The sequence below is a fragment of the Streptomyces sp. NBC_01669 genome (assembly GCF_026339735.1).
In the GTDB taxonomy this organism is placed as follows: Bacteria; Actinomycetota; Actinomycetes; order Streptomycetales; family Streptomycetaceae; genus Streptomyces; species Streptomyces yanii.
In genome coordinates, this window is record NZ_JAPEQG010000001.1 from 5,548,076 (window position 1) to 5,574,917 (window position 26,842).

General features: G+C 68.2%; 17 protein-coding genes and 2 rRNA genes. 14 read left to right on the forward strand and 5 right to left on the reverse strand.

Annotation, left to right across the window (positions count from 1 at the left end; translation table 11 throughout):
- Positions 1 to 80: 80 nt before the first annotated feature.
- From OG972_RS24955 to OG972_RS24965, 3 genes are all read right to left on the reverse strand, one after another.
- Positions 81 to 1,403, reverse strand: a complete 1,323-nt coding sequence (locus tag OG972_RS24955; RefSeq protein WP_266984950.1) for a coenzyme F420-0:L-glutamate ligase — start codon at positions 1,401 to 1,403, stop codon at positions 81 to 83.
- The gene (cofD, locus tag OG972_RS24960) at positions 1,400 to 2,356 is read right to left on the reverse strand and encodes a 2-phospho-L-lactate transferase (RefSeq protein WP_266984952.1); all 957 of its coding nucleotides are present in this window, start codon (positions 2,354 to 2,356) and stop codon (positions 1,400 to 1,402) included. Before cofD ends, OG972_RS24955 begins: the two co-directional genes overlap by 4 nt.
- Positions 2,357 to 2,471: 115 nt before the next feature.
- Positions 2,472 to 3,011 (reverse strand): cysteine dioxygenase family protein, encoded by a 540-nt coding sequence (locus OG972_RS24965; protein ID WP_266984954.1) that lies wholly within the window; start codon positions 3,009 to 3,011, stop codon positions 2,472 to 2,474.
- A gap of 735 nt (positions 3,012 to 3,746) precedes the next feature.
- Here OG972_RS24965 and OG972_RS24970 point away from each other — a divergent pair.
- The 3 genes from OG972_RS24970 to OG972_RS24980 all read left to right on the forward strand — a co-directional run bounded on the left by OG972_RS24970 (position 3,747) and on the right by OG972_RS24980 (position 9,711).
- Positions 3,747 to 4,010, forward strand: coding sequence for a WhiB family transcriptional regulator (locus OG972_RS24970; protein WP_030927001.1), 264 nt, complete (start codon positions 3,747 to 3,749; stop codon positions 4,008 to 4,010).
- A 347-nt stretch (positions 4,011 to 4,357) separates the two neighbouring features.
- On the forward strand, positions 4,358 to 8,182 hold the full coding sequence (locus tag OG972_RS24975; RefSeq protein ID WP_266984956.1) for a glycosyltransferase: 3,825 nt from the start codon (positions 4,358 to 4,360) through the stop codon (positions 8,180 to 8,182).
- On the forward strand, positions 8,179 to 9,711 hold the full coding sequence (locus OG972_RS24980; protein WP_266984958.1) for a DUF5719 family protein: 1,533 nt from the start codon (positions 8,179 to 8,181) through the stop codon (positions 9,709 to 9,711). The genes OG972_RS24975 and OG972_RS24980 overlap by 4 nt, the downstream gene beginning before the upstream one ends.
- 303 nt (positions 9,712 to 10,014) lie before the next feature.
- On the opposite strand, the gene OG972_RS24985 is transcribed toward OG972_RS24980, so the two are convergent.
- A complete protein-coding gene (locus tag OG972_RS24985; RefSeq protein ID WP_266984960.1) occupies positions 10,015 to 10,458 on the reverse strand; it encodes a metallopeptidase family protein in 444 nt (147 codons plus the stop codon).
- A gap of 322 nt (positions 10,459 to 10,780) precedes the next feature.
- On the opposite strand from OG972_RS24985, the gene OG972_RS24990 reads away from it, so the two are divergent.
- The 8 genes from OG972_RS24990 to OG972_RS25025 all read left to right on the forward strand — a co-directional run bounded on the left by OG972_RS24990 (position 10,781) and on the right by OG972_RS25025 (position 19,110).
- Positions 10,781 to 11,158: a DUF3499 domain-containing protein gene (locus OG972_RS24990; protein ID WP_266984962.1), complete on the forward strand. Its 378-nt coding sequence runs from the start codon at positions 10,781 to 10,783 to the stop codon at positions 11,156 to 11,158.
- 94 nt (positions 11,159 to 11,252) lie between these two features.
- The gene (locus OG972_RS24995) at positions 11,253 to 12,617 is read left to right on the forward strand and encodes a phosphomannomutase/phosphoglucomutase (protein WP_266984964.1); all 1,365 of its coding nucleotides are present in this window, start codon (positions 11,253 to 11,255) and stop codon (positions 12,615 to 12,617) included.
- A 289-nt stretch (positions 12,618 to 12,906) separates the two neighbouring features.
- The gene (locus tag OG972_RS25000; RefSeq protein ID WP_266984966.1) at positions 12,907 to 13,089 is read left to right on the forward strand and encodes a Trm112 family protein; all 183 of its coding nucleotides are present in this window, start codon (positions 12,907 to 12,909) and stop codon (positions 13,087 to 13,089) included.
- A 99-nt stretch (positions 13,090 to 13,188) separates the two neighbouring features.
- Entirely contained in the window at positions 13,189 to 14,325 is a 1,137-nt protein-coding gene (locus OG972_RS25005) for an SIS domain-containing protein (RefSeq protein WP_266984968.1), read from the forward strand.
- Between the two features lie 53 nt (positions 14,326 to 14,378).
- Positions 14,379 to 15,545: a mannose-6-phosphate isomerase, class I gene (manA, locus tag OG972_RS25010; protein WP_266984970.1), complete on the forward strand. Its 1,167-nt coding sequence runs from the start codon at positions 14,379 to 14,381 to the stop codon at positions 15,543 to 15,545.
- 87 nt (positions 15,546 to 15,632) lie between these two features.
- Positions 15,633 to 16,610 carry a cation diffusion facilitator family transporter gene (locus tag OG972_RS25015; RefSeq protein ID WP_266984972.1) on the forward strand — a complete coding sequence of 326 codons (978 nt, stop codon included), beginning with the start codon at positions 15,633 to 15,635 and terminating at the stop codon, positions 16,608 to 16,610.
- Positions 16,611 to 16,858: 248 nt separating this feature from the next.
- Positions 16,859 to 18,316, forward strand: coding sequence for an adenosylhomocysteinase (ahcY, locus tag OG972_RS25020; RefSeq protein WP_266984974.1), 1,458 nt, complete (start codon positions 16,859 to 16,861; stop codon positions 18,314 to 18,316).
- A gap of 182 nt (positions 18,317 to 18,498) precedes the next feature.
- Positions 18,499 to 19,110, forward strand: coding sequence for a hypothetical protein (locus OG972_RS25025; RefSeq protein ID WP_266984976.1), 612 nt, complete (start codon positions 18,499 to 18,501; stop codon positions 19,108 to 19,110).
- Here the strand turns inward: OG972_RS25025 and OG972_RS25030 are convergent.
- Complete coding sequence (locus OG972_RS25030; RefSeq protein WP_266984978.1) at positions 19,107 to 20,057, reverse strand: RDD family protein; 951 nt, start codon at positions 20,055 to 20,057, stop codon at positions 19,107 to 19,109. The two genes, OG972_RS25025 and OG972_RS25030, sit on opposite strands and share 4 nt — an antisense overlap.
- A gap of 119 nt (positions 20,058 to 20,176) precedes the next feature.
- Here OG972_RS25030 and OG972_RS25035 point away from each other — a divergent pair, with 119 nt between their 5' ends.
- The 3 genes from OG972_RS25035 to OG972_RS25045 all read left to right on the forward strand — a co-directional run bounded on the left by OG972_RS25035 (position 20,177) and on the right by OG972_RS25045 (position 26,819).
- Positions 20,177 to 21,184 (forward strand): stage II sporulation protein M, encoded by a 1,008-nt coding sequence (locus OG972_RS25035; protein WP_266984980.1) that lies wholly within the window; start codon positions 20,177 to 20,179, stop codon positions 21,182 to 21,184.
- Positions 21,185 to 21,869: 685 nt separating this feature from the next.
- Positions 21,870 to 23,395, forward strand: a 16S ribosomal RNA gene (locus tag OG972_RS25040).
- Between the two features lie 299 nt (positions 23,396 to 23,694).
- A 23S ribosomal RNA gene (locus OG972_RS25045) occupies positions 23,695 to 26,819 on the forward strand.
- The 16S and 23S rRNA genes sit together here, the layout of an rRNA operon.
- Positions 26,820 to 26,842: the final 23 nt, after the last annotated feature.

Below are 26,842 nucleotides of genomic sequence, written 5' to 3' on the forward strand. Positions count from 1 at the left end.
GACCGAGGACGAAGGAGCCCCGGAGTCGCCCCCCAGATCTCGGGAAGGGGCGGGCGGGAGAAAACCCACGCCGGCCCACCTCACCGCACCGCGACGAACCCCTCCGCACCCCGCTCCGCCCGGGCCACCGGCGCAACCGCCGGACGCCCGACCGCCACCGCACCCAACGGATCCCACTCCGCCGGCAGGTCCAGCACCTCGCGCACCACATCGCGGCAGAACATCGTCGACGACACCCACGCCGACCCGAGCTGCTCACCGGTCAGCGCCACCAGGAAGTTCTGGACGCCCGCCCCCGCCGCGACCACGAACATCTCGCGCTCCGCAGCATCCCGTCGCGCGTCCCCGTATGTATGGGCGCCATCCATCACCAGGCACGGCACCGCCAGATACGGCGCCCGGCGCAGCACATCGCCCCGCCGCACCCGCTTGGCGATCGACTCCTCGCTCTTGCCGTCGCGGCGCAGATCCGCGATCCACGCATCCCGCATCGCGTCGAGCAGCCGGGTCCGTGACTTCTCGGACTCCAGGAGTACGAACCGCCACGGTGTCGTGTGATGCGGCGCCGGCGCCGTCACCGCCGCGGCCACGGCACGCCGTACCGCCGCCGGGTCCACCGGCTCGTCCGTGAACTCCCGGACCGTACGCCGCAGCGTCACCGCTTCCCGTACCGCCTCGGACGTCCCGAGCCGGAACATGTCCTCTGCGGCGACCCGCACCATCGCCCGGGCCCCGGCCTCCGCGTCCGCCGGGTCCACCACATGCGAGAGCCCCCGCACGATCGCGACCGGCAACCCCTCTGCCTTGCCCTTGACCAGGTCACCGGCCGCGGCGAGCTCGTCCGCGGTGGCGACCACGGTGGCGCTCAGCGGATTGCCGTGCGCATCCGTCCCGCCCCGCAGATCGTCCAGCACCCGGACTCCGGACGCCCCGATGGCGACGTCGGTCAGCCCGTTGCGCCACGGCCGCCCGAAGGTGTCCGTGATCAGGACCCCGACCTCGACGCCGAGAGTGTCCCGCAGCCCGTCCCGGATCGTCCGCGCGGAAGCGTCCGGGTCCTCGGGGAGCAGCAGCACCGTCCCGGCGGGGGTGTTCGAGGCGTCGACCCCGGCCGCTGCCATGACCAGGCCCTGCCGGTTCTCGACGATCCGCAGCGTGCCGCGGCGCGCCACCACCCGTACGGTCTCGGCGTCGATCGCCGCCTCCCGGTCGGTGGCTTCGGCGATCCGGCCCTCCGCCTTGGAGACGATCTTCGAGGTGACGAGCAGGACGTCACCGTCGACCAGCCCCGGCTCGGTGGCGGCGATCAGCTTCGCGAGGTTGTCACCGGCCCGTACCTCGGGCATCCCGGGAAGCGCCCACACCCGGTACGAGGGGGCCTCACCGGCAGCCGCGCCGCTCACGCCCGTACCTCCTCGGCCAGCGCCAGCGCCTGCCTCGCCATCTCGGCGGTTGCGTCCACGTCCGTCATCATCAGCGGCACGGCGCGGCAGCGGATGCCCGCGGCCTCCACCTCGTCGACCGTGCCGGCGTCCACCGTGTCGACGAGCCAGCCGTCGAGCAGCCCGGAGCCGTAGTGCCGGGCGACGGCGGCCGCCGTGGACTCCACGCCGACCGCGGCGAGCACCTTGTCCGCCATGCCGCGTACCGGCGCGTCCCCGACGATGGGGGAGAGGCCGACGACCGGCACCCCGGCCTCGGCGATCGCCTCCCGGATCCCGGGCACGGCGAGGATGGTGCCGACCGAGACGACGGGGTTGGACGGCGGGAAGAGGATGACATCGGCGTCGGCGATGGCCTCCAGGACACCGGGCGCCGGCTTCGCCTGCTCGGCACCGACGGGCACGATCGCCTGCGCCTGGACCGAGGCGCGCAGCTTCACCCAGTACTCCTGGAAGTGGATCGCCTTTCGTTCGCCGTCGATGTCGACGGCGACATGCGTCTCGATCCGGTCGTCGGACATCGGCAGCAGCCGGACCCCGGGCCTCCAGCGTGCGCAGAGCGCTTCGGTGACGGCGCTCAGCGGGTAGCCGGCACCCAGCATCTGCGTACGGACGATGTGGGTCGCGAAGTCGCGGTCGCCGAGCCCGAACCATTCGGGTCCCACGCCGTACGCGGCGAGTTCCTCCTTGACGTGGAAGCGCTCGTCGGTACGGCCCCAGCCCTGCTCCTCGTTGATGCCCCCGCCGAGGGTGTACATCACGGTGTCGAGGTCGGGGCAGACCTTGAGTCCGAACAGATGGATGTCGTCACCGGTGTTGCCGATCACCGTGATGTCCGCGTCGGGCGCGGCCTGCTTGAGGCCACGCAGAAAACGAGCACCACCGATACCGCCGGCCAGAACCACAATGCGCATGCAGACCAGTCTGTCAGGCGCAGCCTGATCGTTGTTGGGGTGGTGGCGGGTGACGGGTGGGCTGTCAGGCGCGGCCTGATCGTTGTTGGGGTGGTGGTGGGCGGCGGGTGGGCTGTCAGGCGTGTACGGCGTCGGCAGTTGCCGAGGCGCACTGTGCCGCGTGCATGGGCATCTCGGTCAGCCCCGGGTAGTAGATGTGCAGGCTGACGGCCGGTTCGAGGGAGTCGTTGACCACTTCGTGGACGTATCCGGGCGCGAACACGCGCTGCGCGCCGGAGCCCAGCGACCGCATGCCGCGCTCCGTACGCTCGGTCAATTCGCCTTCCAGGACGGTCAGTACGCCGGACGACAACCCGTGGTCGTGCAGCCCGCTGCCCTGACCGGGAACCCAGCTGAGCAGCCACACCTCGTAACCGAGTGGGGTCTCCCCTGATCGAGGGGAGCCGAGAGCTTGGGGAACGGTGCGGAGCCGGTGGTACCAGCGGGTGGTCGCGTCGTACTGGACGTGCGGCGCCCACTGCGAGCGGTCGGCGGCGATGCTGCGGGCGAGCCCGACGAACTCGGCCACCGTGGAGGGGTGCTGGCGGGCGGGCCGGAGGAGGTGCTGGACCTCAAGGATGTCGCCGGCGATCTGGAGGTCGCTGTTGCTGTTCATGGGTGCGGTGGTTCCTCGGCAAGTGAGTGCAGGGCAAGAGTGCAGATGCAGAGATCCAGGGGTGTCGCGAGGACCGAGGACCGGGGAGGGACCGGGCAGCCGTCGCCGAGAAGCTGTTCGACGGGGTGGTCCGGAGAAGGGTCGAGGTCCGGAGAAGAGCTGCGACTAGCTGGAGCGCGAAGGCCTCAACAGCTGAGACAGCTGGAACAGCAACAGCGAGCCTGGACAGCGGTGCGGAACCCACGGAGGTGGGTCACGCGCATCACGGAGGTCGCTGGCATGACAGCAAGGGAACCGAGCAAAGCTCCCGTTGTCAACCTGATGCCCGATTTGGCGGTAATGATTCATCACATCCGGTTACTCCGGTCGGGGAAAGGTTTGTGCGCCCACCGCGCCGGAGATGTGGCGCAGCAACGGCGCCCTCAAACGTCGTAGCGGCCTCGTGACCCGACTGTGATCTTGATCGCTTCGGTGATCGAATCGAAACACGGCCGCCCTCCCGGGAGTCTCACTCTGTGAGGGACGGGGGTGCGGTGGGGCCCGTGGCATATGTCAGGTTTTTGGTGATTTGCACACTTTCCGCATAGGCTTGGTTCCGCAGAGTGAATACCGGGCCCAATAGCAGATCTCCGCTTGACTGGCTCGTATCCACACACTTGTAATTTCACTCGTGTCGTTCGGCCGAATCGATAACGGCCGCATCACGGGGACGCAAGAGACAGACGAGGGGCGCACATGACCGAGCTGTTCCAGCAACTGCTGGTCGAGGACGCGGACGAGGAACTCGGCTGGCAGGAGCGCGCACTGTGCGCCCAGACCGATCCCGAGTCCTTCTTCCCCGAGAAGGGCGGATCGACCCGCGAGGCCAAGAAGGTCTGCCTCGCCTGTGAAGTCCGGTCCGAATGCCTTGAGTACGCCCTTTCCAATGACGAGCGGTTCGGTATCTGGGGCGGCCTTTCCGAACGCGAGCGGCGACGCCTGAAGAAGGCCGCAGTCTGACCGCTGGGCCCGCGAAGCAACAGACCGACGGATTCACTGGAACCCCCGGCCGCCGGAGCGCCACCGACCACGCTCCGGACCTCGGCGCCGATGGCCCGCCGCCTGCACCCTGCCCGCAGGCGGCGGGCCATCGTCGTGTCCGCACACCCTCGTACCGCTGCCGGCGCGGCCGCTCCGCCCGTCGCCCTCCGGGCGCCCCCGTTCGACCGCTCGGCGCCACCCCGGTCGTCCGTACCGTTAGTGTGGGGCCCCGTCCGAGACGCGCCAACGCCCCGACGGAGCGCGCGTGTACACCGATGCAGCCCCGGGGGACGCCCCCCGGACCCGGCCGGAGGGCCCGTACCTCGATGTCCGTGCACAGCCAATCGACGGCGCCGTACGCGGCCGCCGCCGCCCCAGAGTTCCCCCGGCATGTCGTCACCGCCGTGCTCGTCGCCCACGACGGCGCACGCTGGCTGCCCACCGTGCTGGCCGGGCTGCTCGGGCAGGAACGTCCCGTACAGCAGGTCGTCGCCGCCGACACCGGCTCCGCCGACGACTCCGCGCGGCTGGTCACCGAGGCGCTCGGCGCCGAGCGCGTCCTGCACCTCGCACGCCGTACGAGCTTCGGTACGGCTGTTGACGAGGCGGTCCGCACGGCCGGTGAACTCACCCCCGACGACCTGCCGTACCTGAAGCGCCCCAGCGGCTGGGACCCCGTCACCAGGAGCTGGCGCGACGACGCGTACGACCTGCCCGAACTGCCGCACGGCGAACCGGTGCAGTGGCTCTGGCTGCTCCACGACGACTGCGCACCCGAGCCCGACGCGCTCGCCGAGCTGCTGCGCGTCGTCGAGACCGACCACCACGCCGCGATCGTCGGCCCCAAACTCCGCGGCTGGTACGACCGCAAGCAGCTCCTCGAAGTCGGCGTCTCCATCGCCAACAGCGGACGCCGCTGGACCGGACTCGACCGCCGCGAGCAGGACCAGGGCCAGCACGACCAGGTCCGTACCGTACTCTCCGTCTCCTCCGCCGGCATGCTGATCCGCCGTGACATCTGGGAGGAACTCGGCGGGTTCGATCGCAGGCTCCCGCTGATGCGTGACGACGTCGATCTCTGCTGGCGCGCGCACGCCGCGGGACACCGGGTCCTTGTCGCCCCCGACGCCGTCCTGCGGCATGCCGAGGCAGCCGCCCGGGAACGCCGCCCCATCGACTGCGCCGGACGCTCCGTCGCCTCGCCGCACCGTGTCGACAAGGCCGGCGCTGTCTACACGATGCTCGTCAACGCTCGCGGCAAGCAGTTGCCCTGGGTGCTGCTCCGGCTCGTGCTCGGCACCCTGCTCCGCACCCTCGCCTATCTGGTCGGCAAGGTGCCCGGCCAGGCACTCGACGAGGTCGCCGGACTCTTCGGCACCCTGCTGCGCCCCGGCAGGATCTTCGCCGCCCGCCGCAGGCGCGGCAAGGGCGTCGTGGACGCGGCTGAGCTGCGCGGCCTCTTCCCGCCGCCCGGTGCGACTGTCCGCGCCACCGTCGAGCAGGTCGCCGGAAACTTCGGCAGCGGATCCGACGCCGATTCCGGCGGCTCACGGCACGGGGCCGTCGAGTCCGGACCGGGCGGTGACGACGCCGACTTCCTGGAGATCGAACAGTTCGCCCGGCTGAAGCGGATCGGCCGCAAGCCCGGCCCCGTCCTCTTCGCCGTCCTGCTCCTCGTCTCCCTCGTCGCCTGCCGCGGCCTCCTCGGCGGCGGCGCACTGGCGGGCGGCGCGCTGCTGCCCGCACCCGCGGACGTCTCCGACCTGTGGGGACGGTACGCGGACGGCTGGCATCCGGTCGGCACCGGCGGCACCCAGACCGCACCGCCCTACCTCGCCGTGATCTCCGCCCTGTCCGCGCTGTTCCTCGGCTCGACCGGCTTCGCGCTCACGCTGCTGCTCGTCTGCTCCGTCCCGCTCGCCGGACTCACCGCGTACTTCGTGTCCCGCCCGCTGCTCGAATCACGACTGCTGCGGGCCTGGGCGAGCATCGCGTACGCCTTCCTGCCCGCCGCGACCGGCGCCCTCGCGACCGGCCGCCTCGGCACCGCCGTACTGGCGATTCTGCTTCCGCTGATCACCCGCGCCGCCGTCTCCGCATGCGGGATGCGTGGCCAGGGGGACACCCGCGGCAGCTGGCGCGCCACCTGGGCGTACACCCTGCTTCTCACCCTCGCGATGGCCTTCACGCCCATCGTCTGGCCGCTCGCTGTTGTCCTCGGCATCGGCGTCCTCGTACTGCGCCGCCACGACATCGCCGCATACGGGCTCCGCTTCCTCGCCACGATCGGCACCCCGCTGCTGGTCCTCGCCCCGTGGTCGCTGTCGCTGCTCAGCAGCCCCTCTTCGTTCCTGAGCGAGGCGGGCCTGGACTTCGGTACGGGTACGGCCTCCGCACTCGACCTGCTCGGGATCAGCCCCGGCGGTCCGAAGGCCGCGGGCGGCGTGCTGCTGCTCGGCATCGTGCTCGCGGCGCTGGCCGCGCTGCTGCGCGGGGAGCGGCAGTTCGCGATCCGTGCCGCCTGGGCCGTCGCGCTCGTCGCCCTGGTCTTCGCCGGGCTCGCCAACGGCTCCGGCTGGGCCGGGCCCGCCACCCTCGTCTACGGCATCGCGCTGATCGCCGCCGCGCTCGTCGGCGCGGACGGTGCCCGGGTAAGGGTCGCCGAGCTCAGCTTCGGCTGGCGCCAGCCCGTCGCCGCCCTGATCGCCCTCGCCGCGGTGCTTGCTCCCGCGCTGGCCGCCGTCGGCTGGATGATCGGCGGCGCCGCGGGTCCGCTGGAGCGTCGTGACCCGGTGCAGGTCCCCGCGTTCGTCGCGGAGGAGAGCAGTACCCGCGACCAGCCACGCACCCTGGTCCTCGGCGGCAGTTCGCCCGCCTCTGTCTCGTACACCCTGGTCCGCGGCTCCGGCGCGCGGCTCGGCGACGCGGAACTGGCCGAGTCGGGCGGCTCCAACAGCCACCTGGACAAGGTGGTCGCCAACCTGGTCGCGGGCTCGGGCGCCGACCAGGGCAGCCAGCTCAGCGGCTTCGCGATCCGTTACGTACTCGTACGGGACGGCGCGCCGCGCGAGATGAGCCGGGTGCTCGACGCGACCCCGGGTCTGAGCCGGCTGAGCCAGCTCGACGGCAGCGCGCTGTGGCGTGTGGACCGTCAGGTCGCCCGCATCATGATCGTTCCGTCCGGCGCCGGCGGCGAGCAGCTGCCCGTCGGCTCGCAGCCGGTCGAGGCGCACTCCAGGATTCCCGCAGGCGGCTCCGGCCGCGTCCTGCGGATCGCCGACGCCGCGGACCCCGGCTGGACGGCCACGCTGAACGGCCGGGCCCTGACCGCCAAGACCGTGGACGGCTGGGCACAGGGCTTCGAGCTGCCCGCCGAGGGCGGCACGCTGGATCTCACGTACGAGACGCCGGTCACCCACACCGCGTGGATCTGGGCCCAGGCCGCGCTCGGCGTGGTCCTGCTGGTCCTGGCTCTGCCGGGCCGCCGCCGGGAGATCGACGACGACCTGCCCGAGGCGGACCTGACGGTTCCGGCCGAGCCGGTCGCGGGCGAGGGACGCCGGGCGCGCAGGCTGCGCGCCGCAGCGGAGGCGGAAGCGGCATCCGAGGGCGTCGAGCCGACGCCGGACGAGGCAGGGCAGAACATCCCCGCGCAGCGGTCGACCGACCCGTACGCCGAGCGGTCCGAAGCACAGGACCCGTACGGCGACCAGTCCGCGGCACAGGACCCGTACGCCCAGCCGGACGACGACGGCACGTACGCCCCCGTACCGCAGCAACAGCAGTACGGCGAGTGGGACACCCAGCAGTACCAGGGCGCCGACTACCCGCAGTACCAGGGCGAGCAGCAGCAGGCCGCCGCCGATCCCTACCAGCAGGGCAGCGCCCCGGCGTACGACCCGTACGGCTATCCGCAGCAGCAGTACGACCAGAACCAAGGTCAGTACAACCAGGAACAGGGCCAGTACGACCAGAGCCAGGACGCGTACGGCCAGGGCCAGTACGGCCAGTACGCCCCGGAGGCCCCGTACGACCCACAGGCCCCCTACACCGCACAGGGCCCGTACGACCCGCAGAACCCCGACGAGAACCCCGCCCCGGCCCAGAACCCGTGGCCGACCGGTAACGCATCGCGAGGCGAGTCCGAGTGAAGTCCACCAGCCTGTCCCTCATCGCGGGCACCGTAGCCCTCGCTGCCGTCACCGGGTTCGCCGCGCTCACCGCGCCGGGCGAGGCGGGCGCAGGCGAGACGAAAGCCGCCGCACGGCTGCCGGTGGAGCGGTCCAGTCTGCTCTGTCCGGCGCCCGGCCTCTCGGACCTCGCGGAGACGACGTACACGTCCTTCACCCCCGCGGCCGGCAGCGGCGGAGCGGCAGGCGCCGCCGACCTGATGCCGTCCGTCTCCACCACGGCGGACGCGGGCGACGACCCCACCGCCGAGAAGGACGGGAAGAAGGAAGAGAGCAAGAAGGCGGACTCCGACAAGCCGGTCGTCTCCCTCAAGAAGCCCGGCAGACCGGCCACCGCCGAGGCGTCCGGCTCCGACGCCCCCGCCCTGGTCGGCACCGCCACCGGCGAGCTGGCCCCCGGCTGGACCACGCAGCAGACCACCACGGTCAGTGCGGGGGCCACCCGCGGCCTGCTCGGGGTCAGCTGCACCGGCCCCGACACGAACTTCTGGTTCCCGGCCGCCAGCACGGCGAAGTCCCGCGAGGACTACGTCCACCTCACCAACCCGGACGACACGGCCGCGGTGGCCGACATCGAGCTGTACGGGCCGGACGGCTCGCTCAAGTCCGATGTGGGGGAGGGCATCACGGTCCCGGCCAGGTCCAGCGTTCCGGTCCTGATCTCCACCCTGACCAGCGAGGCGGCCGACGACGTGACGGTCCACGTCACCACGCGTACCGGCCGGGTCGGCGCCGTCGTCAGGGCAGCGGGTGACGAGACCGGCAGCGACTGGCTCGCCGCCTCCGTCGACCCGACGGGCACCCTCGTCCTCCCCGGCATCCCGGCGGACGCCACGGACGTCCGGCTGGTGGCTTTCGCCCCCGGCGAGGACGACGCCGATCTGAAGGTGAAGCTGCTGGGCAAGAACGGTGCGATCTCACCGGCCGGACACGAGGACCTTCACATCAAGTCGAACATGACCGCAGGCGTCGACCTGAAGGACGTCACCAGGGGTGAAGCGGGCTCCCTGCTGCTGACCCCGGCGGAGAGCGGACGGGCCACTCCGGTGGTGGCGGCGCTGCGCGTGGTCCGCGGCACCGGCGACAAGCGGGAGGTCGCGTACATCCCGGCGACCGGGCCGGTGGGCGCACAGGCCACCGTGGCCGACAACCGGGCGAAGGGCTCGACCCTTTCCCTCACCGCTCCGGGCGCCACCGGGAAGGTGAAGGTCACGGCCTCGGCGGGCAGCGAGGGCGGCGAACAGACCGTCCAGACGTACACGGTCAAGGCCGGTACGACGATCGCCGTCACCCCGCCGGTACCGGCCGGGCTGAAGGGCAGTTATGCGCTGACGATCGAGACGGAGTCGGGCGGTCCGGTCCATGCCGCGCGCACCCTGTCCCTTCCGGAGGACGGCATCCCGATGTTCACGGTGCAGACGCTGCCGGACGACGGCGGAACGGTCGAGGTACCCAACGCCGAACAGGACCTCTCGGTTCTGGACGGCTGAGCAACGGGGTCGGGGCGGGCCGAGGCCTGCCCGCCCCGACCCCCCAGGGCCTCTGGTCCGGATCATGCGGGGCTCGCGGGATCTGCAACCTGACCCGGACGGCAGGACCTGGTGTCCCTCCCGGCACGCTTTGCCCCGTCGCACCGCCCGGCACGCCCTCCCCCAAGGCCTTAAGGGCCAGGGGGGACCCCCTTCCGTGTTGACCAAAAGCCCTGGTAGCTCTGCTACCAGGACGTCCGGCCGCCCTCCGACCGCACGCACCGGACGACGCTCCTTGTGGGGCAAAGATTGCCGGTCACGGCACTAGTCCTGCCCGTAGCGCGGATCCACCGACTCCGGTGACAGCCCGAGCAACTCCGCGACCTGCTCGACCACGACCTCGTGCACCAGCAGCGCACGCTCGTCGCGGTTCTTGGTACGGATCTCGACGGGGCGCCGGTAGATGACGATCTGCGCGGGCCGGTCCTTCTCCGCGGACACCGCACGCCCCAGCGGTACGGTCTCCTCCTGCGGCCCCGGCACATCGAGGACCATGAAGTCGACATCGGCCAGCTGAGGCCAGCGCCGCTCCAGCCGCTCCACCGAGTCCTGTACGAGATCACGGAAGTTCTCCGCCCTGGTGGCCGAGAGCGGCACCTGGGGCGGGGCGACGGGTCCGCGCATGCCGCGGCCATGGCGGTCACGACGGCGCGGTCGCGGCTCGGACCGCGGCTCGGACGGGTGGGGCGGCGGTACAGGACTGTCCATCACCGACGCAGCGTAACCCTCTGTGGGGCAGCCGGATCGCCCGTCACCGACAGCACAGCGGCATGTCCGCACTTGAACATTCCGGCCAAGCTTGAGCCCGTTTCAGGCCCGGTCCGCGACCGCCGATCTCCTACGTATTGACAGCTTATGCACCGAGTGGTGACCGAAATCGTTGCCGTTGCGACCTGCGCAACCCTCTTCCCGCGCAGGTCAGGCCAGTTACCCGAAAGGCGGTTGTGCCGGAGGTCACAGTGCGACACGGTGGGGTGACCTGAGGGAGAGTCGTCGCAGCCCGCTCAAGAGTGCGGTACCGTCCAACATCGTGAGCCCTGTACGTCGCTGTTCGCGCACCGCGTGCGGCCGCCCTGCCGTCGCGACACTGACGTACGTCTATGCCGACTCGACTGCGGTCCTCGGCCCGCTCGCCACCTACGCCGAGCCCCACTGCTACGACCTCTGTGCCGAGCACAGTGAGCGGCTGACCGCGCCACGCGGCTGGGAAGTCGTCCGGCTCACCGATCCCTCTGCGCCTACGCGCCCCAGCGGTGACGACCTCGAAGCGCTCGCCAACGCCGTGCGGGAAGCGGCGCGTCCGCACGACCGCGCGGCGGAGGCCAGAGGCGGCGGCCCGCACGCCGCGGACCCGATGGAGGTCGCGCGCCGCGGTCACCTGCGAGTCCTGCGCTCACCCGACTCCTGAAGCGGTCGACCACCGAACGACCGCATCCCCCCGAGGGCCCGCGGACCGGCCGGGTAGTTTGGGCGGTCCGCAGAAATCTCAGGAGGACCGGCCCGTGACTGCTGATCTGTCACAGATCGTGAAGGCGTACGACGTGCGCGGAGTCGTGCCCGACCAGTGGGACGAATCGCTGGCCGAGCAGTTCGGGGCGGCGTTCGTCGAGGTGACGGACGCGGAGGCGGTCGTGATCGGCCACGACATGCGCCCGTCCTCGCCCGGCCTCTCGGCGGCGTTCGCGCGCGGCGCGGCGGCACGGGGTGCGGACGTCACCCTCATCGGTCTGTGCTCGACCGACCAGTTGTACTTCGCCTCCGGCATCCTCGGCCTGCCCGGTGCGATGTTCACGGCCTCGCACAACCCGGCGCAGTACAACGGAATCAAGCTGTGCCGGGCCGGCGCCGCGCCGGTCGGCCAGGACACCGGACTCTCCGAGATCCGCGCCCTGATCGAGAAGTGGGCCGAGCAGGGCGTACCGCAGCCGGTCGCCACCCCCGGCACCGTCACGGACCGCGACACCCTCACCGACTACGCGGCCCACCTTCGGTCCCTGGTCGACCTGACGGCCGTCCGCCCGCTGAAGGTCGTGGTCGACGCGGGCAACGGCATGGGCGGCCACACCGTCCCCACCGTCTTCGGGGGTCTCCCGCTCGACGTCGTCCCCATGTACTTCGAACTGGACGGCACGTTCCCCAACCACGAGGCCAACCCCCTCGACCCGAAGAACCTCGTCGACCTCCAGGCCCGGGTGCTGGCCGAAGGCGCCGACCTGGGCCTCGCCTTCGACGGCGACGCGGACCGCTGCTTCGTCGTCGACGAACACGGCGCGGGCGTCTCCCCGTCCGCGATCACCGCACTGGTCGCGGCGCGTGAGCTGGCCCGCCACGGCGGCAAGGGCACCGTCATCCACAACCTGATCACGTCCTGGTCGGTTCCCGAGGTGGTCCGCGAACACGGCGGCACCCCCGTCCGTACCCGCGTCGGCCACTCCTTCATCAAGGCGGAGATGGCCGAACACGGCGCGATCTTCGGCGGCGAACACTCCGCGCACTACTACTTCCGCGACTTCTGGAACGCCGATACGGGCATGCTCGCCGCCCTCCACGTCCTCGCCGCCCTCGGCGGACAGCCGGGCCCGCTCTCCGAACTGGTCGCCCAGTACGACCGCTACACCGGCTCCGGAGAGATCAACTCCACGGTCGACGACCAGCCGGCCCGCACGGCGGTGGTACGCGCATCCTTCGAGGCGCGCGAGGGCATCTCGCTCGACGAACTGGACGGCCTGACGGTCACGGCACCGGACTGGTGGTTCAACCTCCGGGCCTCCAACACGGAACCCCTCCTGCGCCTGAACGTCGAGGCACGCGACGAGGAGACGATGAAGGCGGTACGCGACGAGGTCCTGGCCCTGGTCCGTGCGTAGGACCACTTCCGGCCCTCATGGGCGAGCCTTTGGCCCGTCCGGCGTTCGAGAACCGGACGGGGGCCGGGACGGAGCACCGGTTCCGGGAAGGGGCGGGCAGGGGCGAGCCCGCCGCAGGCGCACCACCCGTAGGCTCCGACCCGCACCGCAACCCCATGCACACCACCCGCCCTACCCGCCCCACCGGCTCCGGGCCGGGCCGCGCCTCCGTCACCCCGGCGGTAGGCTGACGACGCCTGATCCGCGTGAACCGAACACACACGTTCGAATGCTCGAAGGGACCCACCCCATGCCGCTCGAAGCCGGCCTCCTGGAGATCCTCGCCTGCCCGGCCTGCCACTTCCCGCTGGACGACCGCACGGCAGCCGACAGCCCCGAGCTGGTCTGCACCGGCACGGACTGCGGCCTGGCCTACCCGGTACGGGACGGCATCCCCGTCCTCCTCGTCGACGAGGCCCGCCGCCCCGCGTAACAGCGAGTCACGGGACCGCCGCCACCCACCACACCGGCGACCCCGCCCCGTACACCGCAGACCTCACGCTGAGCAGCACGTGATCGGAGGCCCGTCCCCATGCTCGACGAGTCGTTGCTCGACGCCCCGGAAGCACTGGCCCGAGCCGACCGCCGCGGCCTGCTCCGTGGCGCCGCCGAGGCCGGGGCGCGCGTCCGTACCGCCGCCCGGCATGCCGCGGAGGCCGGGATCACCGAACTGACCCCGGAGGGCCGCCCCCGCGCCGTCCTGGTCGCCGGCTCCGGCACCGCCGCATTCGGCGTCGCCGACCTGATCGCCGCACTGGCGGGCGCCTCGGCCCCCGTCACCCGTATCCCCCCTTCCGGCGTCGCACCCGCCGCGGGCGCGATGCGCTGGACGCTCCCCGGCTGGGCCGGCTCCGTCGACCTGCTGCTGATCGCCACGGCCGACGGCACCGAACCGGGCCTCGCCCTCCTCGCCGAACAGGCGTACCGGCGCGGCTGCACGGTCGTCGCCGTCGCCCCACACGGGTCCCCGCTGCGCGAGGCGGTCGACGGGGTGCACGGACTCGTCGTACCGATGGCGTCCGCCCCGCACGGCGAGTACGACGCCGAGACCTCGGCCGCGGGTCCCGGCACGCTCTGGGCACTGTTCACGCCGCTGCTCGCCCTGCTCGACCGGGTCGGCCTGGTCACGGCAACCCCCGAGGCGCTGCAGAGCGTCGCCGACCGTCTCGACCGCACCGCCGAACGCTGCGGACCGGCCATTGCCACGTACAGCAACCCGGCCAAGACCCTCGCTGCCGAACTCGCCGACAGCCTGCCCCTCATCTGGACGGAGGGCGACGCCGCAGGACCTGTCGGGCGACGCTTCGCCGCCGTCCTCGCCGAACTGTCCGGCCGCCCGGCCATCTCCGCTGAACTCCCCGAGGCGCTCCCCGCCCACGGGGCACTGCTGGCGGGCGCCTTCGCCGCCGGAGCCGACCCCGACGACTTCTTCCGCGACCGGGTCGACGAGACCGAGCCCCTGCACGCCCGGGTCGTCCTGCTCCGGGACCGGCCCACCGGCGGCCTGAGCGCCGCCCCGGCCGCCCGCGAACTCGCCCTCGGCCACGACACGGCGATCAGCGAACTCGAACCGGAGGAGGGCACGGCGCTCGAAGCCCTCGCCGAACTCCTCGCAGTCACCGACTTCGCCGCGGTCTACCTGTCCCTGGCGTCGGCAACTCACCCCTGAACCGCTCCACCACATCGCACGATCCCCGCATCTCACGAGGACGAAAAATCTCCATGGACCGGCTCTCCAACACCGTGCGCCCTTACGCCTGGGGCTCCACCACCGCCATCCCCGAACTGCTCGGCGTCGCTCCCACCGGCGAGCCGCAGGCCGAGATGTGGATGGGCGCCCACCCCGGAGCCCCCTCCCGCCTCACCCGTACCGCAGGCGCCGAGCAGCCCCTCACCGACATCATCGCCGCCGACCCCGAGCGCGAACTGGGCCCGGCCACCGTCGAGAAGTTCGGCCCCCGCCTCCCCTTCCTCCTCAAGCTGCTCGCCGCGGGCGCCCCCCTCTCCCTCCAGGTCCACCCCGACCTCACGCAGGCCAAGAAGGGGTACGAGGACGAGGAGCGCCGGTCCGTCCCGATCGACGCACCCCACCGCACGTACAAGGACGCCAACCACAAGCCCGAACTGATCTGCGCGCTCACTCCCTTCGAAGGTCTCTGCGGCTTCCGCCGGCCCACCGAGGCTGCCGAGGCGATGGCGGCGCTCGGCGTCGACTCCCTCAAGCCGTACGTCGATCTGCTCGGAGCCCACCCCGAAGAGGCGGCGCTCCGCGAAGTGCTCACGGCGATCCTCACCGCCGACCCCGCGGAGATGGCGGAGACGGTCACCGAGGCGGCGGCCGCCGCCGAACGCCTCGGCGGCGCCCACGCCCCGTACGCCCGCATCGCACACCACTTCCCCGGCGACCCGGGTGTCATCGCTGCGATGCTGCTGAACCACGTGCAACTCCAGCCCGGTGAAGCCCTGTTCCTCGGCGCCGGCGTCCCGCACGCCTACCTCGGCGGCCTCGGTGTAGAGATCATGGCCAACTCGGACAATGTGCTGCGCTGCGGACTGACGCCCAAGCACATCGACGTCCCCGAACTCCTCGGCATCGTCCGCTTCGAGGCGACCGACCCCGGCATCCTGCGCCCCGAGGCTTCTCCCTCCGGCGAGGAGCTGTACGAGACCCCGGTCGACGAATTCCGGCTGTCGCGCTACGACCTCTCGCCCGGCGCCGCCCCCGTGGACCTGACCAGTTCCGCCCCGCAGATCCTGCTCTGCACCGCGGGTACGCCCCGCGTCGGCACGCTCGACCTCGCCCCCGGCGGCTCGGTCTTCGTGCCGTCGGACGAATCGGTCGAAGTGTCCGGTACCGGCACACTGTTCCGCGCGACAGTAGTGGCCTGACGTACCGTCCGAACCAGCGGCTGCAACAATGTCCGGCCGTACCGCGGCGCCAGGGCCGCAGCATTGACGAAGGGACACCAGGCACCCATGAGTGCGTCAGGCGGAACCAAGGCGATCGTGGCGGCACTCGGCGCCAATCTCGCGATCGCAGTGGCCAAATTCGTGGCGTTCCTGTTCAGTGGCTCGTCGTCGATGCTCGCGGAGAGCGTCCACTCGCTCGCCGACTCGGGCAACCAGGGGCTCCTGCTGCTCGGCGGCAAGAAGGCCCAGCGCGAAGCCACCCCCCAGCACCCCTTCGGCTACGGCCGTGAGCGCTACATCTACGCCTTCCTCGTCTCCATCGTCCTGTTCTCGGTCGGTGGCATGTTCGCGGTGTACGAGGGCTACGAGAAGGTCCGGCACCCGCACGAGATCGAGGCCTGGTACTGGCCGGTCGGCGTACTGGTCTTCGCGATCATCGCGGAGGGCTTCTCCTTCCGGACCGCCATCAAGGAGTCCAACGAGACCCGCGGCAGGCTCTCCTGGACCCAGTTCGTCCGCCGGGCCAAGGCCCCCGAGCTCCCCGTCGTCCTCCTGGAGGACCTCGGCGCCCTGATCGGTCTGGTCCTCGCTCTCGGCGGCGTGGGCCTGGCCATCGCGACCGGCGACGGTGTCTGGGACGGCATCGGCACCCTCTGCATCGGCACCCTGCTGATCATCATCGCGATCGTCCTCGCTGCCGAGACGAAGTCGCTGCTGCTCGGTGAAGCCGCCGGCACCGACCAGGTCGACAAGATCAAGGCCGCAGTCGTCGACGGCGAAACCGTCACCCGCATCATCCATATGCGTACGCTCCACCTCGGCCCGGAGGAACTGCTGGTCGCCGCGAAGATCGCCGTCCAGCACGACGACACCGCCACCGAGGTCGCCAACGCCATCAACGCCGCTGAGGCCCGCATCCGCGAAGCGGTCCCGATCGCCCGGGTCATCTACCTGGAACCGGACATCTTCAACGAGGCGGCCGCCGCCGCGGGCACCAATCCGGCCACGGCCCCCGACGCCGACCCGGCCGATTCCGGCCACTGACCCTCCCGATCCCTCGTCCGACCGCTCCCGGCCCCGAGTGGGCTGGGAGCGAGTGGGCTGATCGGTGTAGATTCGATGACAGTGTCAGACGTCGCTGCTGATGGCGGTCGGCCGCTCCGCTCCTGCGGACCGGGCGAGGGAGAGAGGGCCTCCGACGGACTGCGCTGCGAGCGCCCGGGCATTCGTGTGCCCGCCGCCGCAGAGCCAGCCCTACCCACCCTCGACCCCATTACGAGGAGCAGCCCGTTATGACGACGGTCGTCAATCGACAGGACTTCAAGGTCGCCGACCTCTCCCTCGCGGAGTTCGGCCGCAAGGAGATCACGCTCGCCGAGCACGAGATGCCCGGTCTGATGTCGATCCGCAAGGAGTACGCCGCCTCGCAGCCGCTGGCCGGCGCCCGCATCACCGGCTCGCTGCACATGACCGTGCAGACGGCCGTGCTGATCGAGACCCTGGTCGCCCTCGGCGCCCAGGTCCGCTGGGCCTCCTGCAACATCTTCTCCACCCAGGACCACGCCGCCGCGGCCATCGCCGTCGGCCCGAACGGCACCCCGGACGCCCCTGCCGGCGTCCCGGTCTTCGCCTGGAAGGGCGAGACGCTGGAAGAGTACTGGTGGTGCACGGAGCAGGCCCTGACCTGGCCGAACACCCCCACCGGCGGCCCGAACATGATCCTCGACGACGGTGGCGACGCCACCCTCCTCGTCCACAAGGGCGTCGAGTTCGAGAAGGCCGGATCGGCCCCGGACCCGTCGACCGCGGACAGCGAGGAGTACGGCCACATCCTCACCCTGCTGAACCGCACCCTCGGCGAGGCCCCGCAGAAGTGGACCCAGCTGGCGTCCGAGATCCGCGGCGTCACCGAGGAGACCACTACCGGTGTGCACCGGCTGTACGAGATGCACCGCGACGGCACCCTCCTCTTCCCGGCGATCAACGTCAACGACGCCGTCACCAAGTCCAAGTTCGACAACAAGTACGGCTGCCGCCACTCCCTGATCGACGGCATCAACCGCGCCACCGACGTCCTGATCGGCGGCAAGACCGCCGTCGTCTGCGGCTACGGCGACGTGGGCAAGGGCTGCGCGGAGTCCCTGCGCGGCCAGGGCGCCCGCGTGATCATCACCGAGATCGACCCGATCTGCGCGCTGCAGGCGGCGATGGACGGCTACCAGGTCGCCACCCTCGACGACGTCGTCGCCCAGGCCGACATCTTCGTCACCACGACGGGCAACAAGGACATCATCATGGCCGCCGACATGGCCAAGATGAAGCACCAGGCGATCGTCGGGAACATCGGCCACTTCGACAACGAGATCGACATGGCGGGTCTCGCCAAGATCGACGGCATCGTCAAGGACGAGGTCAAGCCGCAGGTCCACACGTGGACGTTCCCCGACGGCAAGGTCATCATCGTGCTGTCCGAGGGCCGCCTGCTGAACCTGGGCAACGCCACGGGCCACCCCTCGTTCGTCATGTCCAACTCGTTCGCGGACCAGACCCTGGCCCAGATCGAGCTGTTCACCAAGCCCGAGGAGTACCCGACCGACGTCTACGTGCTGCCCAAGCACCTCGACGAGAAGGTCGCCCGCCTCCACCTCGCCGCACTCGGCGTGAAGCTCACGACGCTCCGCCCCGAGCAGGCCGCCTACATCGGCGTCGAGGTCGAAGGCCCGTACAAGCCCGACCACTACCGCTACTGATCCGGTGCTGATCCCGTCCGTCAGCAGCGCAGATCGCCGCAGCCGGTGACCGGTCCAGAACTGCCCTGACGGACGGAACAGCCCCACCTTCAGCAGCAGATACGAGCGCAGGCCCCCGCACCCCCGTGTCGGGGGCCTGCGCCGTACTGCACCCGCACAGCCCGAGGAACCCGAAGGACCCCATGCCCCGCGGCCGTTATTCGCTCCACGATCCCCACGACCACACCCCTCTCGGCCAAGAACACTTCCAGTGCGCCCCGGGCCCCTCCGGCTGGCGCTACGTCTCCCAGACCACCGCCCCCTCGGGCGATCACATGGGCTCCGTCGACCTCACCCTCGATGAACTCGGCCGCCCCCTTCGCCTCGAACTTCACGCCGCGAGTTGGCAGATCCGAGGAGCCGCCCTCGAAGGCGTCACCTGGGTCCGCACCGACCCGACCGGCACCCATGCCACCGAAGGCAATGTCCGCGCCCACGCCTTCACCGGCACCTCCCCCGCTTTCCTCGTCGCGACCTCACGGCTGCTGCGCCTCACCCCCGGTTCCCCCGCGACCCGCGTCCGCCTCGTCGCCTTCACGGACCCGGTCCTCGCTCCCCGTACCGTCGACCAGTCCTGGGCCCTGGTGAACAGTGAATCGCACGCCACTGACAGTGGACTCCTGATGGTGGACGAATACCAGGTCAGCGCCCTGGACACGGGCGAACAGCACACCGTCCACATCGCCGGCGACGTCGTCCTCTCGGCCCCCGGCATCGAGCTCGAAGAGCTGGAATCCCCGCCCTCCCCTCGCTAAGCAGGCGGCGCGAACCCAGTGCCCGGAGTCCGCACCGTGGACCCGTCCGTACCGGAAACCCCAGAAGCCCCAGGATTAGCAGGCCCCACAGGGGCCACCCACTCCATGGGCCCCGACGCAGCCCTCACGCCCCCCGCGCCGTCCACGCCGCTCTGTCCGTCCGCAGGCGGACCCGCGACCTCCGGGGAAACCCTCTGCGCAGCGGCGAACACCCGCCGCGCATCCCGTGCCTGCCGCTCGTTCACCACGCCGGCCAGATACGCCGCAGCCGGTACCCCTTCCGGAACGGGAACCCCCGTACGCGCCGCCAGCTCCCCACTCAGCCGCGTGGCCATCGACCACCCCACCTCCGCATCGAGCTGGTTCATCCGCGTCAGGTACTGCCGTATCGCCAGCCACAACTCGTCCGGCACCGCCGACAGATCAAGCGCCGCGAACCGCCCGACCAACCACGGCGGCGGAGGCGGCACGGCGACTCCCCGCCCCGCCGGCACCCGTTCCCGTACGACGAGCGTCCCCGCGAAGACATCCCCGAGCCGCCGCCCCCGCGCCGACACCAGCGACGCGATGGATGCGACGACCCCGAGCGTCATCAGAATCTCGACGACCCCCATCGCCCCGCGCACCAGCGCGTGCCGGAACCGGATCGGCCCGCCGTCGTCCCGCACCACCCGCAGCCCGCATGCCAACTTCCCCAGCGAACGGCCGTGGCTGAGCGTCTCCACCGCGATGGGCCCGCCCACCAGCACGAGCAGAAACGTGGCGACGGCAATGGCCGCACTCGCCGCCTCGTCCAGCGTCACCGTCGCGACGGCCAGCCCGATCGACACCAGCATGAAAACCGTCCACACCACGACAAGATCGATCGCCAGAGCCAGCGCCCGACTCGGCAGTTTCGCCGGCCTCAGCCCCAGCACGACCGCGTCCCCGGTCACAAGTTCACTCATTGCCGCCCACCCTTCGCCGACCTTCCCTGCCCCTCGGGAGCTCAGTCTGCCAAGCTGACCCGCAGCGCGCCGCAGTAGTACGGACCCGTACGCACCCATGCCTGGAGCAGCAGCCGACCATGGATCTCGACGTCTTCGTGACAGCCCACCGCACCGAGTGGGACCGCCTGGAACACCTCCTGCACCGCGGGCGCCGTCTCACCGGCACCGAAGCCGACGAACTCGTCGCCCTCTATCAGCGGACGGCCACCCATCTCTCACTGATCCAGTCCAGCGCCCCGGACCCGATGCTCACCGCGCGCCTCACCCAGCTCGTGGCCCGCGCCCGGTCCACCGTGACGGGCACCCGCCGGGCCACCTGGCGCGACGCCACCCGCTTCCTGACTGCCGGCTTTCCCGCAGCCGTCTACCGCTCCAGGCACTGGTGGATACCCACGGCCGTTCTTTCGACGCTCCTGGCCGCACTCATGGGCTGGTGGATCGGCACCCACCCGGAGGTCCAGGCGGCGATCGCCGCCCCGGAAGACCTCCGCCGCATGACCAGCCCCGGAGGGGAGTACGAGACGTACTACTCCAGCCACCCGGCCGCTTCGTTCGCCGCCCAGGTCTGGACGAACAATGCTCAGGCGGCCGCGATGTGTCTGGTCCTGGGGGCGTTCCTCTGCTTGCCGGTGATCTGGATCCTCTTCGTGAACGTACTCAACCTCGCGGTCGGCATCGGTCTGATGTCGTCGGCCGGCCGACTCGACACCTTCCTCGGCCTGGTCCTCCCGCACGGTCTGCTCGAACTCACCGCGGTATTCGTCGCAGCCGGTACAGGCCTCCGCCTCGGCTGGACGGTCATCGATCCCGGCCCGCAGACCCGCCGCTCCGCCCTCGCGCAGCAAGGCCGAGCCGCCATCGGCATGGCCATCGGTCTGGCCCTGGTCCTGTTCGTCTCGGGCGTGATCGAAGGCTTCGTCACCCCCTCGGGCCTCCCCACCTGGGCCCGCATCGCCATCGGGGTCGCGGCCGAGCTGGCGTTTCTCGCGTACGTCTACATACTCGGCGGCCGAGCGGCCCGAGCCGGCGAGGCAGGAGACCTCGACGCCACCGAGCGGAGCGCCGAGCTCCCGGCCGCCGCCTGATGTGCGTATGACGTCGCTGACCTGCTAGTCTTCCCCTCGCCCCAAAAAACCATTGACATGGTGGACATGGGGAGGTAGATTTCAACGGTTGAGTCGGACTGGACAAGTTCGAGTGCAACGGGTAGTGTTTACCTTGCTCTCAACGGAGACAGGGTCTCCGCAGAGCCATTGATTCTCTCTATATCGAGTAACGAAGCCGATTAGATCGGCCGAAATACTTCTGATAAAGTCGGATCCGCCGAAAGGCAAAGGCCACTCCAAAGGCCACCGGAATCAAATTCGGACCGGAAACGGAAACGAAAAAGAGTCTGGTAAGGTTGGACTCGCCGGAAAGGGAAACGCGAAAGCGAAGAACTGGAAAGCGGAACCCGCTTCGACCGGGAATCGGACACGAAAGAGTCTGATAGAGTCGGAAACGCAAGACCGAAGGGAAAGCCCGGAGGAAAGCCCGAGAGGGTGAGTACAAAGGAAGCGTCCGTTCCTTGAGAACTCAACAGCGTGCCAAAAGTCAACGCCAGATATGTTGATACCCCGGCCTGCTTCGGCAGGTTCGAGGTTCCTTTGAAAGTCCTGCCGGGCCTCACGGTTCCGGTAGGCAATTACACAGCGAGGACGCTGTGAACGATCGGTCCTATTCCGACCGGTCGTTCCGCTCGTCGTGTGTCATCCCGATCACGGGAGAACATTCACGGAGAGTTTGATCCTGGCTCAGGACGAACGCTGGCGGCGTGCTTAACACATGCAAGTCGAACGATGAAGCCCTTCGGGGTGGATTAGTGGCGAACGGGTGAGTAACACGTGGGCAATCTGCCCTTCACTCTGGGACAAGCCCTGGAAACGGGGTCTAATACCGGATAACACTCTGTCCCGCATGGGACGAGGTTAAAAGCTCCGGCGGTGAAGGATGAGCCCGCGGCCTATCAGCTTGTTGGTGGGGTGATGGCCTACCAAGGCGACGACGGGTAGCCGGCCTGAGAGGGCGACCGGCCACACTGGGACTGAGACACGGCCCAGACTCCTACGGGAGGCAGCAGTGGGGAATATTGCACAATGGGCGAAAGCCTGATGCAGCGACGCCGCGTGAGGGATGACGGCCTTCGGGTTGTAAACCTCTTTCAGCAGGGAAGAAGCGAAAGTGACGGTACCTGCAGAAGAAGCGCCGGCTAACTACGTGCCAGCAGCCGCGGTAATACGTAGGGCGCAAGCGTTGTCCGGAATTATTGGGCGTAAAGAGCTCGTAGGCGGCTTGTTGCGTCGGTTGTGAAAGCCCGGGGCTTAACCCCGGGTCTGCAGTCGATACGGGCAGGCTAGAGTGTGGTAGGGGAGATCGGAATTCCTGGTGTAGCGGTGAAATGCGCAGATATCAGGAGGAACACCGGTGGCGAAGGCGGATCTCTGGGCCATTACTGACGCTGAGGAGCGAAAGCGTGGGGAGCGAACAGGATTAGATACCCTGGTAGTCCACGCCGTAAACGTTGGGAACTAGGTGTTGGCGACATTCCACGTCGTCGGTGCCGCAGCTAACGCATTAAGTTCCCCGCCTGGGGAGTACGGCCGCAAGGCTAAAACTCAAAGGAATTGACGGGGGCCCGCACAAGCAGCGGAGCATGTGGCTTAATTCGACGCAACGCGAAGAACCTTACCAAGGCTTGACATATACCGGAAAGCATCAGAGATGGTGCCCCCCTTGTGGTCGGTATACAGGTGGTGCATGGCTGTCGTCAGCTCGTGTCGTGAGATGTTGGGTTAAGTCCCGCAACGAGCGCAACCCTTGTTCTGTGTTGCCAGCATGCCCTTCGGGGTGATGGGGACTCACAGGAGACTGCCGGGGTCAACTCGGAGGAAGGTGGGGACGACGTCAAGTCATCATGCCCCTTATGTCTTGGGCTGCACACGTGCTACAATGGCCGGTACAATGAGCTGCGATGCCGCGAGGCGGAGCGAATCTCAAAAAGCCGGTCTCAGTTCGGATTGGGGTCTGCAACTCGACCCCATGAAGTCGGAGTTGCTAGTAATCGCAGATCAGCATTGCTGCGGTGAATACGTTCCCGGGCCTTGTACACACCGCCCGTCACGTCACGAAAGTCGGTAACACCCGAAGCCGGTGGCCCAACCCCTTGTGGGAGGGAGCTGTCGAAGGTGGGACTGGCGATTGGGACGAAGTCGTAACAAGGTAGCCGTACCGGAAGGTGCGGCTGGATCACCTCCTTTCTAAGGAGCACTTCTTACCAAGCCTGCTTGGTCAGAGGCCACTACGTCGGCAAATGTTCGACGGTGGTAGCTCATGGGTGGAACGTTGACTATTCGGCACGACAGGTTGTTTTTCACTAGTACTGCTTCGGCGTGGAACGTGGGAAGGGATCGGTTGTGTCGGGCACGTTGTTGGGTATCTGAGGGTACGGCCGTGTGGTCGCCTTCAGTTGCCGGCCCCAGTGAACTCGCCCTTTTCGGGTGGGGTGATGGGTGGCTGGTCGTTGTTTGAGAACTGCACAGTGGACGCGAGCATCTGTGGCCAAGTTTTTAAGGGCGCACGGTGGATGCCTTGGCACCAGGAACCGATGAAGGACGTGGGAGGCCACGATAGGCCCCGGGGAGCTGTCAACCGAGCTTTGATCCGGGGGTGTCCGAATGGGGAAACCCGGCAGTCGTCATGGGCTGTCACCCGCTGCTGAACACATAGGCAGTGTGGAGGGAACGAGGGGAAGTGAAACATCTCAGTACCCTCAGGAAGAGAAAACAACCGTGATTCCGGGAGTAGTGGCGAGCGAAACTGGATGAGGCCAAACCGTATGCGTGTGATACCCGGCAGGGGTTGCGCATGCGGGGTTGTGGGATCTCTTTTTCACGGTCTGCCGGCTGTGAGACGAGTCAGAAACCGTTGATGTAGGCGAAGGACATGCGAAAGGTCCGGCGTAGAGGGTAAGACCCCCGTAGCTGAAACATTGACGGCTCGTTTAAGAGACACCCAAGTAGCACGGGGCCCGAGAAATCCCGTGTGAATCTGGCGGGACCACCCGCTAAGCCTAAATATTCCCTGGTGACCGATAGCGGATAGTACCGTGAGGGAATGGTGAAAAGTACCGCGGGAGCGGAGTGAAATAGTACCTGAAACCGTGTGCCTACAAGCCGTGGGAGCGTCGCTGTTGTTCTTCGGAGCAACAGTCGTGACTGCGTGCCTTTTGAAGAATGAGCCTGCGAGTTTGCGGTGTGTTGCGAGGTTAACCCGTGTGGGGAAGCCGTAGCGAAAGCGAGTCCGAATAGGGCGATTCAGTAGCACGCTCAAGACCCGAAGCGGAGTGATCTAGCCATGGGCAGGTTGAAGCGGAGGTAAGACTTCGTGGAGGACCGAACCCACCAGGGTTGAAAACCTGGGGGATGACCTGTGGTTAGGGGTGAAAGGCCAATCAAACTCCGTGATAGCTGGTTCTCCCCGAAATGCATTTAGGTGCAGCGTCGTGTGTTTCTTGCCGGAGGTAGAGCACTGGATAGGCGATGGGCCCTACCGGGTTACTGACCTTAGCCAAACTCCGAATGCCGGTAAGTGAGAGCACGGCAGTGAGACTGTGGGGGATAAGCTCCATGGTCGAGAGGGAAACAGCCCAGAGCATCGACTAAGGCCCCTAAGCGTACGCTAAGTGGGAAAGGATGTGGAGTCGCAGAGACAACCAGGAGGTTGGCTTAGAAGCAGCCACCCTTGAAAGAGTGCGTAATAGCTCACTGGTCAAGTGATTCCGCGCCGACAATGTAGCGGGGCTCAAGCGTACCGCCGAAGTCGTGTCATTCCAGCATATAGGGCCAACGCCTGCTGGGATGGGTAGGGGAGCGTCGTGTGCCGGGTGAAGCAGCCGCGGAAGCGAGTTGTGGACGGTTCACGAGTGAGAATGCAGGCATGAGTAGCGATACACACGTGAGAAACGTGTGCGCCGATTGACTAAGGGTTCCTGGGTCAAGCTGATCTGCCCAGGGTAAGTCGGGACCTAAGGCGAGGCCGACAGGCGTAGTCGATGGACAACCGGTTGATATTCCGGTACCCGCTTTGAAACGCCCAATACTGAATCAGGCGATGCTAAGTCCGTGAAGCCGGCCCGATCTCTTCGGAGTTGAGGGTAGTGGTGGAGCCGACGAACCAGACTTGTACTAGGTAAGCGATGGGGTGACGCAGGAAGGTAGTCCAGCCCGGGCGGTGGTAGTCCCGGGGTAAGGGTGTAGGGCGTGTGATAGGCAAATCCGTCACACATTGAGCCTGAGACCTGATGCCGAGCCGATTGTGGTGAAGTGGATGATCCTATGCTGTCGAGAAAAGCCTCTAGCGAGTTTCATGGCGGCCCGTACCCTAAACCGACTCAGGTGGTCAGGTAGAGAATACCGAGGCGTTCGGGTGAACTATGGTTAAGGAACTCGGCAAAATGCCCCCGTAACTTCGGGAGAAGGGGGCCATCACTGGTGATCCGATTTACTCGGTGAGCTGGGGGTGGCCGCAGAGACCAGCGAGAAGCGACTGTTTACTAAAAACACAGGTCCGTGCGAAGCCGTAAGGCGATGTATACGGACTGACGCCTGCCCGGTGCTGGAACGTTAAGGGGACCGGTTAGCTGACTTTCGGGTCGGCGAAGCTGAGAACTTAAGCGCCAGTAAACGGCGGTGGTAACTATAACCATCCTAAGGTAGCGAAATTCCTTGTCGGGTAAGTTCCGACCTGCACGAATGGCGTAACGACTTCTCGACTGTCTCAACCATAGGCCCGGTGAAATTGCACTACGAGTAAAGATGCTCGTTTCGCGCAGCAGGACGGAAAGACCCCGGGACCTTTACTACAGTTTGATATTGGTGTTCGGTTCGGCTTGTGTAGGATAGGTGGGAGACTTTGAAGCAGCCACGCCAGTGGTTGTGGAGTCGCCGTTGAAATACCACTCTGGTCGTGCTGGATGTCTAACCTGGGTCCGTGATCCGGATCAGGGACAGTGTCTGATGGGTAGTTTAACTGGGGCGGTTGCCTCCTAAAGAGTAACGGAGGCGCCCAAAGGTTCCCTCAGCCTGGTTGGCAATCAGGTGTTGAGTGTAAGTGCACAAGGGAGCTTGACTGTGAGACCGACGGGTCGAGCAGGGACGAAAGTCGGGACTAGTGATCCGGCAGTGGCTTGTGGAAGCGCTGTCGCTCAACGGATAAAAGGTACCCCGGGGATAACAGGCTGATCTTCCCCAAGAGTCCATATCGACGGGATGGTTTGGCACCTCGATGTCGGCTCGTCGCATCCTGGGGCTGGAGTCGGTCCCAAGGGTTGGGCTGTTCGCCCATTAAAGCGGTACGCGAGCTGGGTTTAGAACGTCGTGAGACAGTTCGGTCCCTATCCGCTGCGCGCGTAGGAATATTGAGAAGGGCTGTCCCTAGTACGAGAGGACCGGGACGGACGAACCTCTGGTGTGCCAGTTGTCCTGCCAAGGGCATGGCTGGTTGGCTACGTTCGGAAAGGATAACCGCTGAAAGCATCTAAGCGGGAAGCCTGCTTCGAGATGAGTATTCCCACCCCCTTTGAGGGGTTAAGGCTCCCAGTAGACGACTGGGTTGATAGGCCAGATGTGGAAGCCCGGCAACGGGTGGAGCTGACTGGTACTAATAGGCCGAGGGCTTGTCCTCAGTTGCTCGCGTCCACTGTGTTA

Coding starts and splice junctions, on each gene's coding strand:
- OG972_RS24970 (WP_030927001.1), top strand. CDS start 3,747: ATGACCGAGCTGTTCCAGCAACTGCTGGTCGAGGACGCGGACGAGGAA.
- manA (WP_266984970.1), top strand. CDS start 14,379: ATGGACCGGCTCTCCAACACCGTGCGCCCTTACGCCTGGGGCTCCACC.
- ahcY (WP_266984974.1), top strand. CDS start 16,859: ATGACGACGGTCGTCAATCGACAGGACTTCAAGGTCGCCGACCTCTCC.
- OG972_RS24985 (WP_266984960.1), bottom strand. CDS start 10,458: ATGGACAGTCCTGTACCGCCGCCCCACCCGTCCGAGCCGCGGTCCGAG.
- OG972_RS25035 (WP_266984980.1), top strand. CDS start 20,177: ATGGATCTCGACGTCTTCGTGACAGCCCACCGCACCGAGTGGGACCGC.
- OG972_RS25000 (WP_266984966.1), top strand. CDS start 12,907: ATGCCGCTCGAAGCCGGCCTCCTGGAGATCCTCGCCTGCCCGGCCTGC.
- OG972_RS25030 (WP_266984978.1), bottom strand. CDS start 20,057: ATGAGTGAACTTGTGACCGGGGACGCGGTCGTGCTGGGGCTGAGGCCG.
- OG972_RS24965 (WP_266984954.1), bottom strand. CDS start 3,011: ATGAACAGCAACAGCGACCTCCAGATCGCCGGCGACATCCTTGAGGTC.
- OG972_RS24975 (WP_266984956.1), top strand. CDS start 4,358: ATGTCCGTGCACAGCCAATCGACGGCGCCGTACGCGGCCGCCGCCGCC.
- cofD (WP_266984952.1), bottom strand. CDS start 2,356: ATGCGCATTGTGGTTCTGGCCGGCGGTATCGGTGGTGCTCGTTTTCTG.
- OG972_RS25025 (WP_266984976.1), top strand. CDS start 18,499: ATGCCCCGCGGCCGTTATTCGCTCCACGATCCCCACGACCACACCCCT.
- OG972_RS25015 (WP_266984972.1), top strand. CDS start 15,633: ATGAGTGCGTCAGGCGGAACCAAGGCGATCGTGGCGGCACTCGGCGCC.
- OG972_RS25005 (WP_266984968.1), top strand. CDS start 13,189: ATGCTCGACGAGTCGTTGCTCGACGCCCCGGAAGCACTGGCCCGAGCC.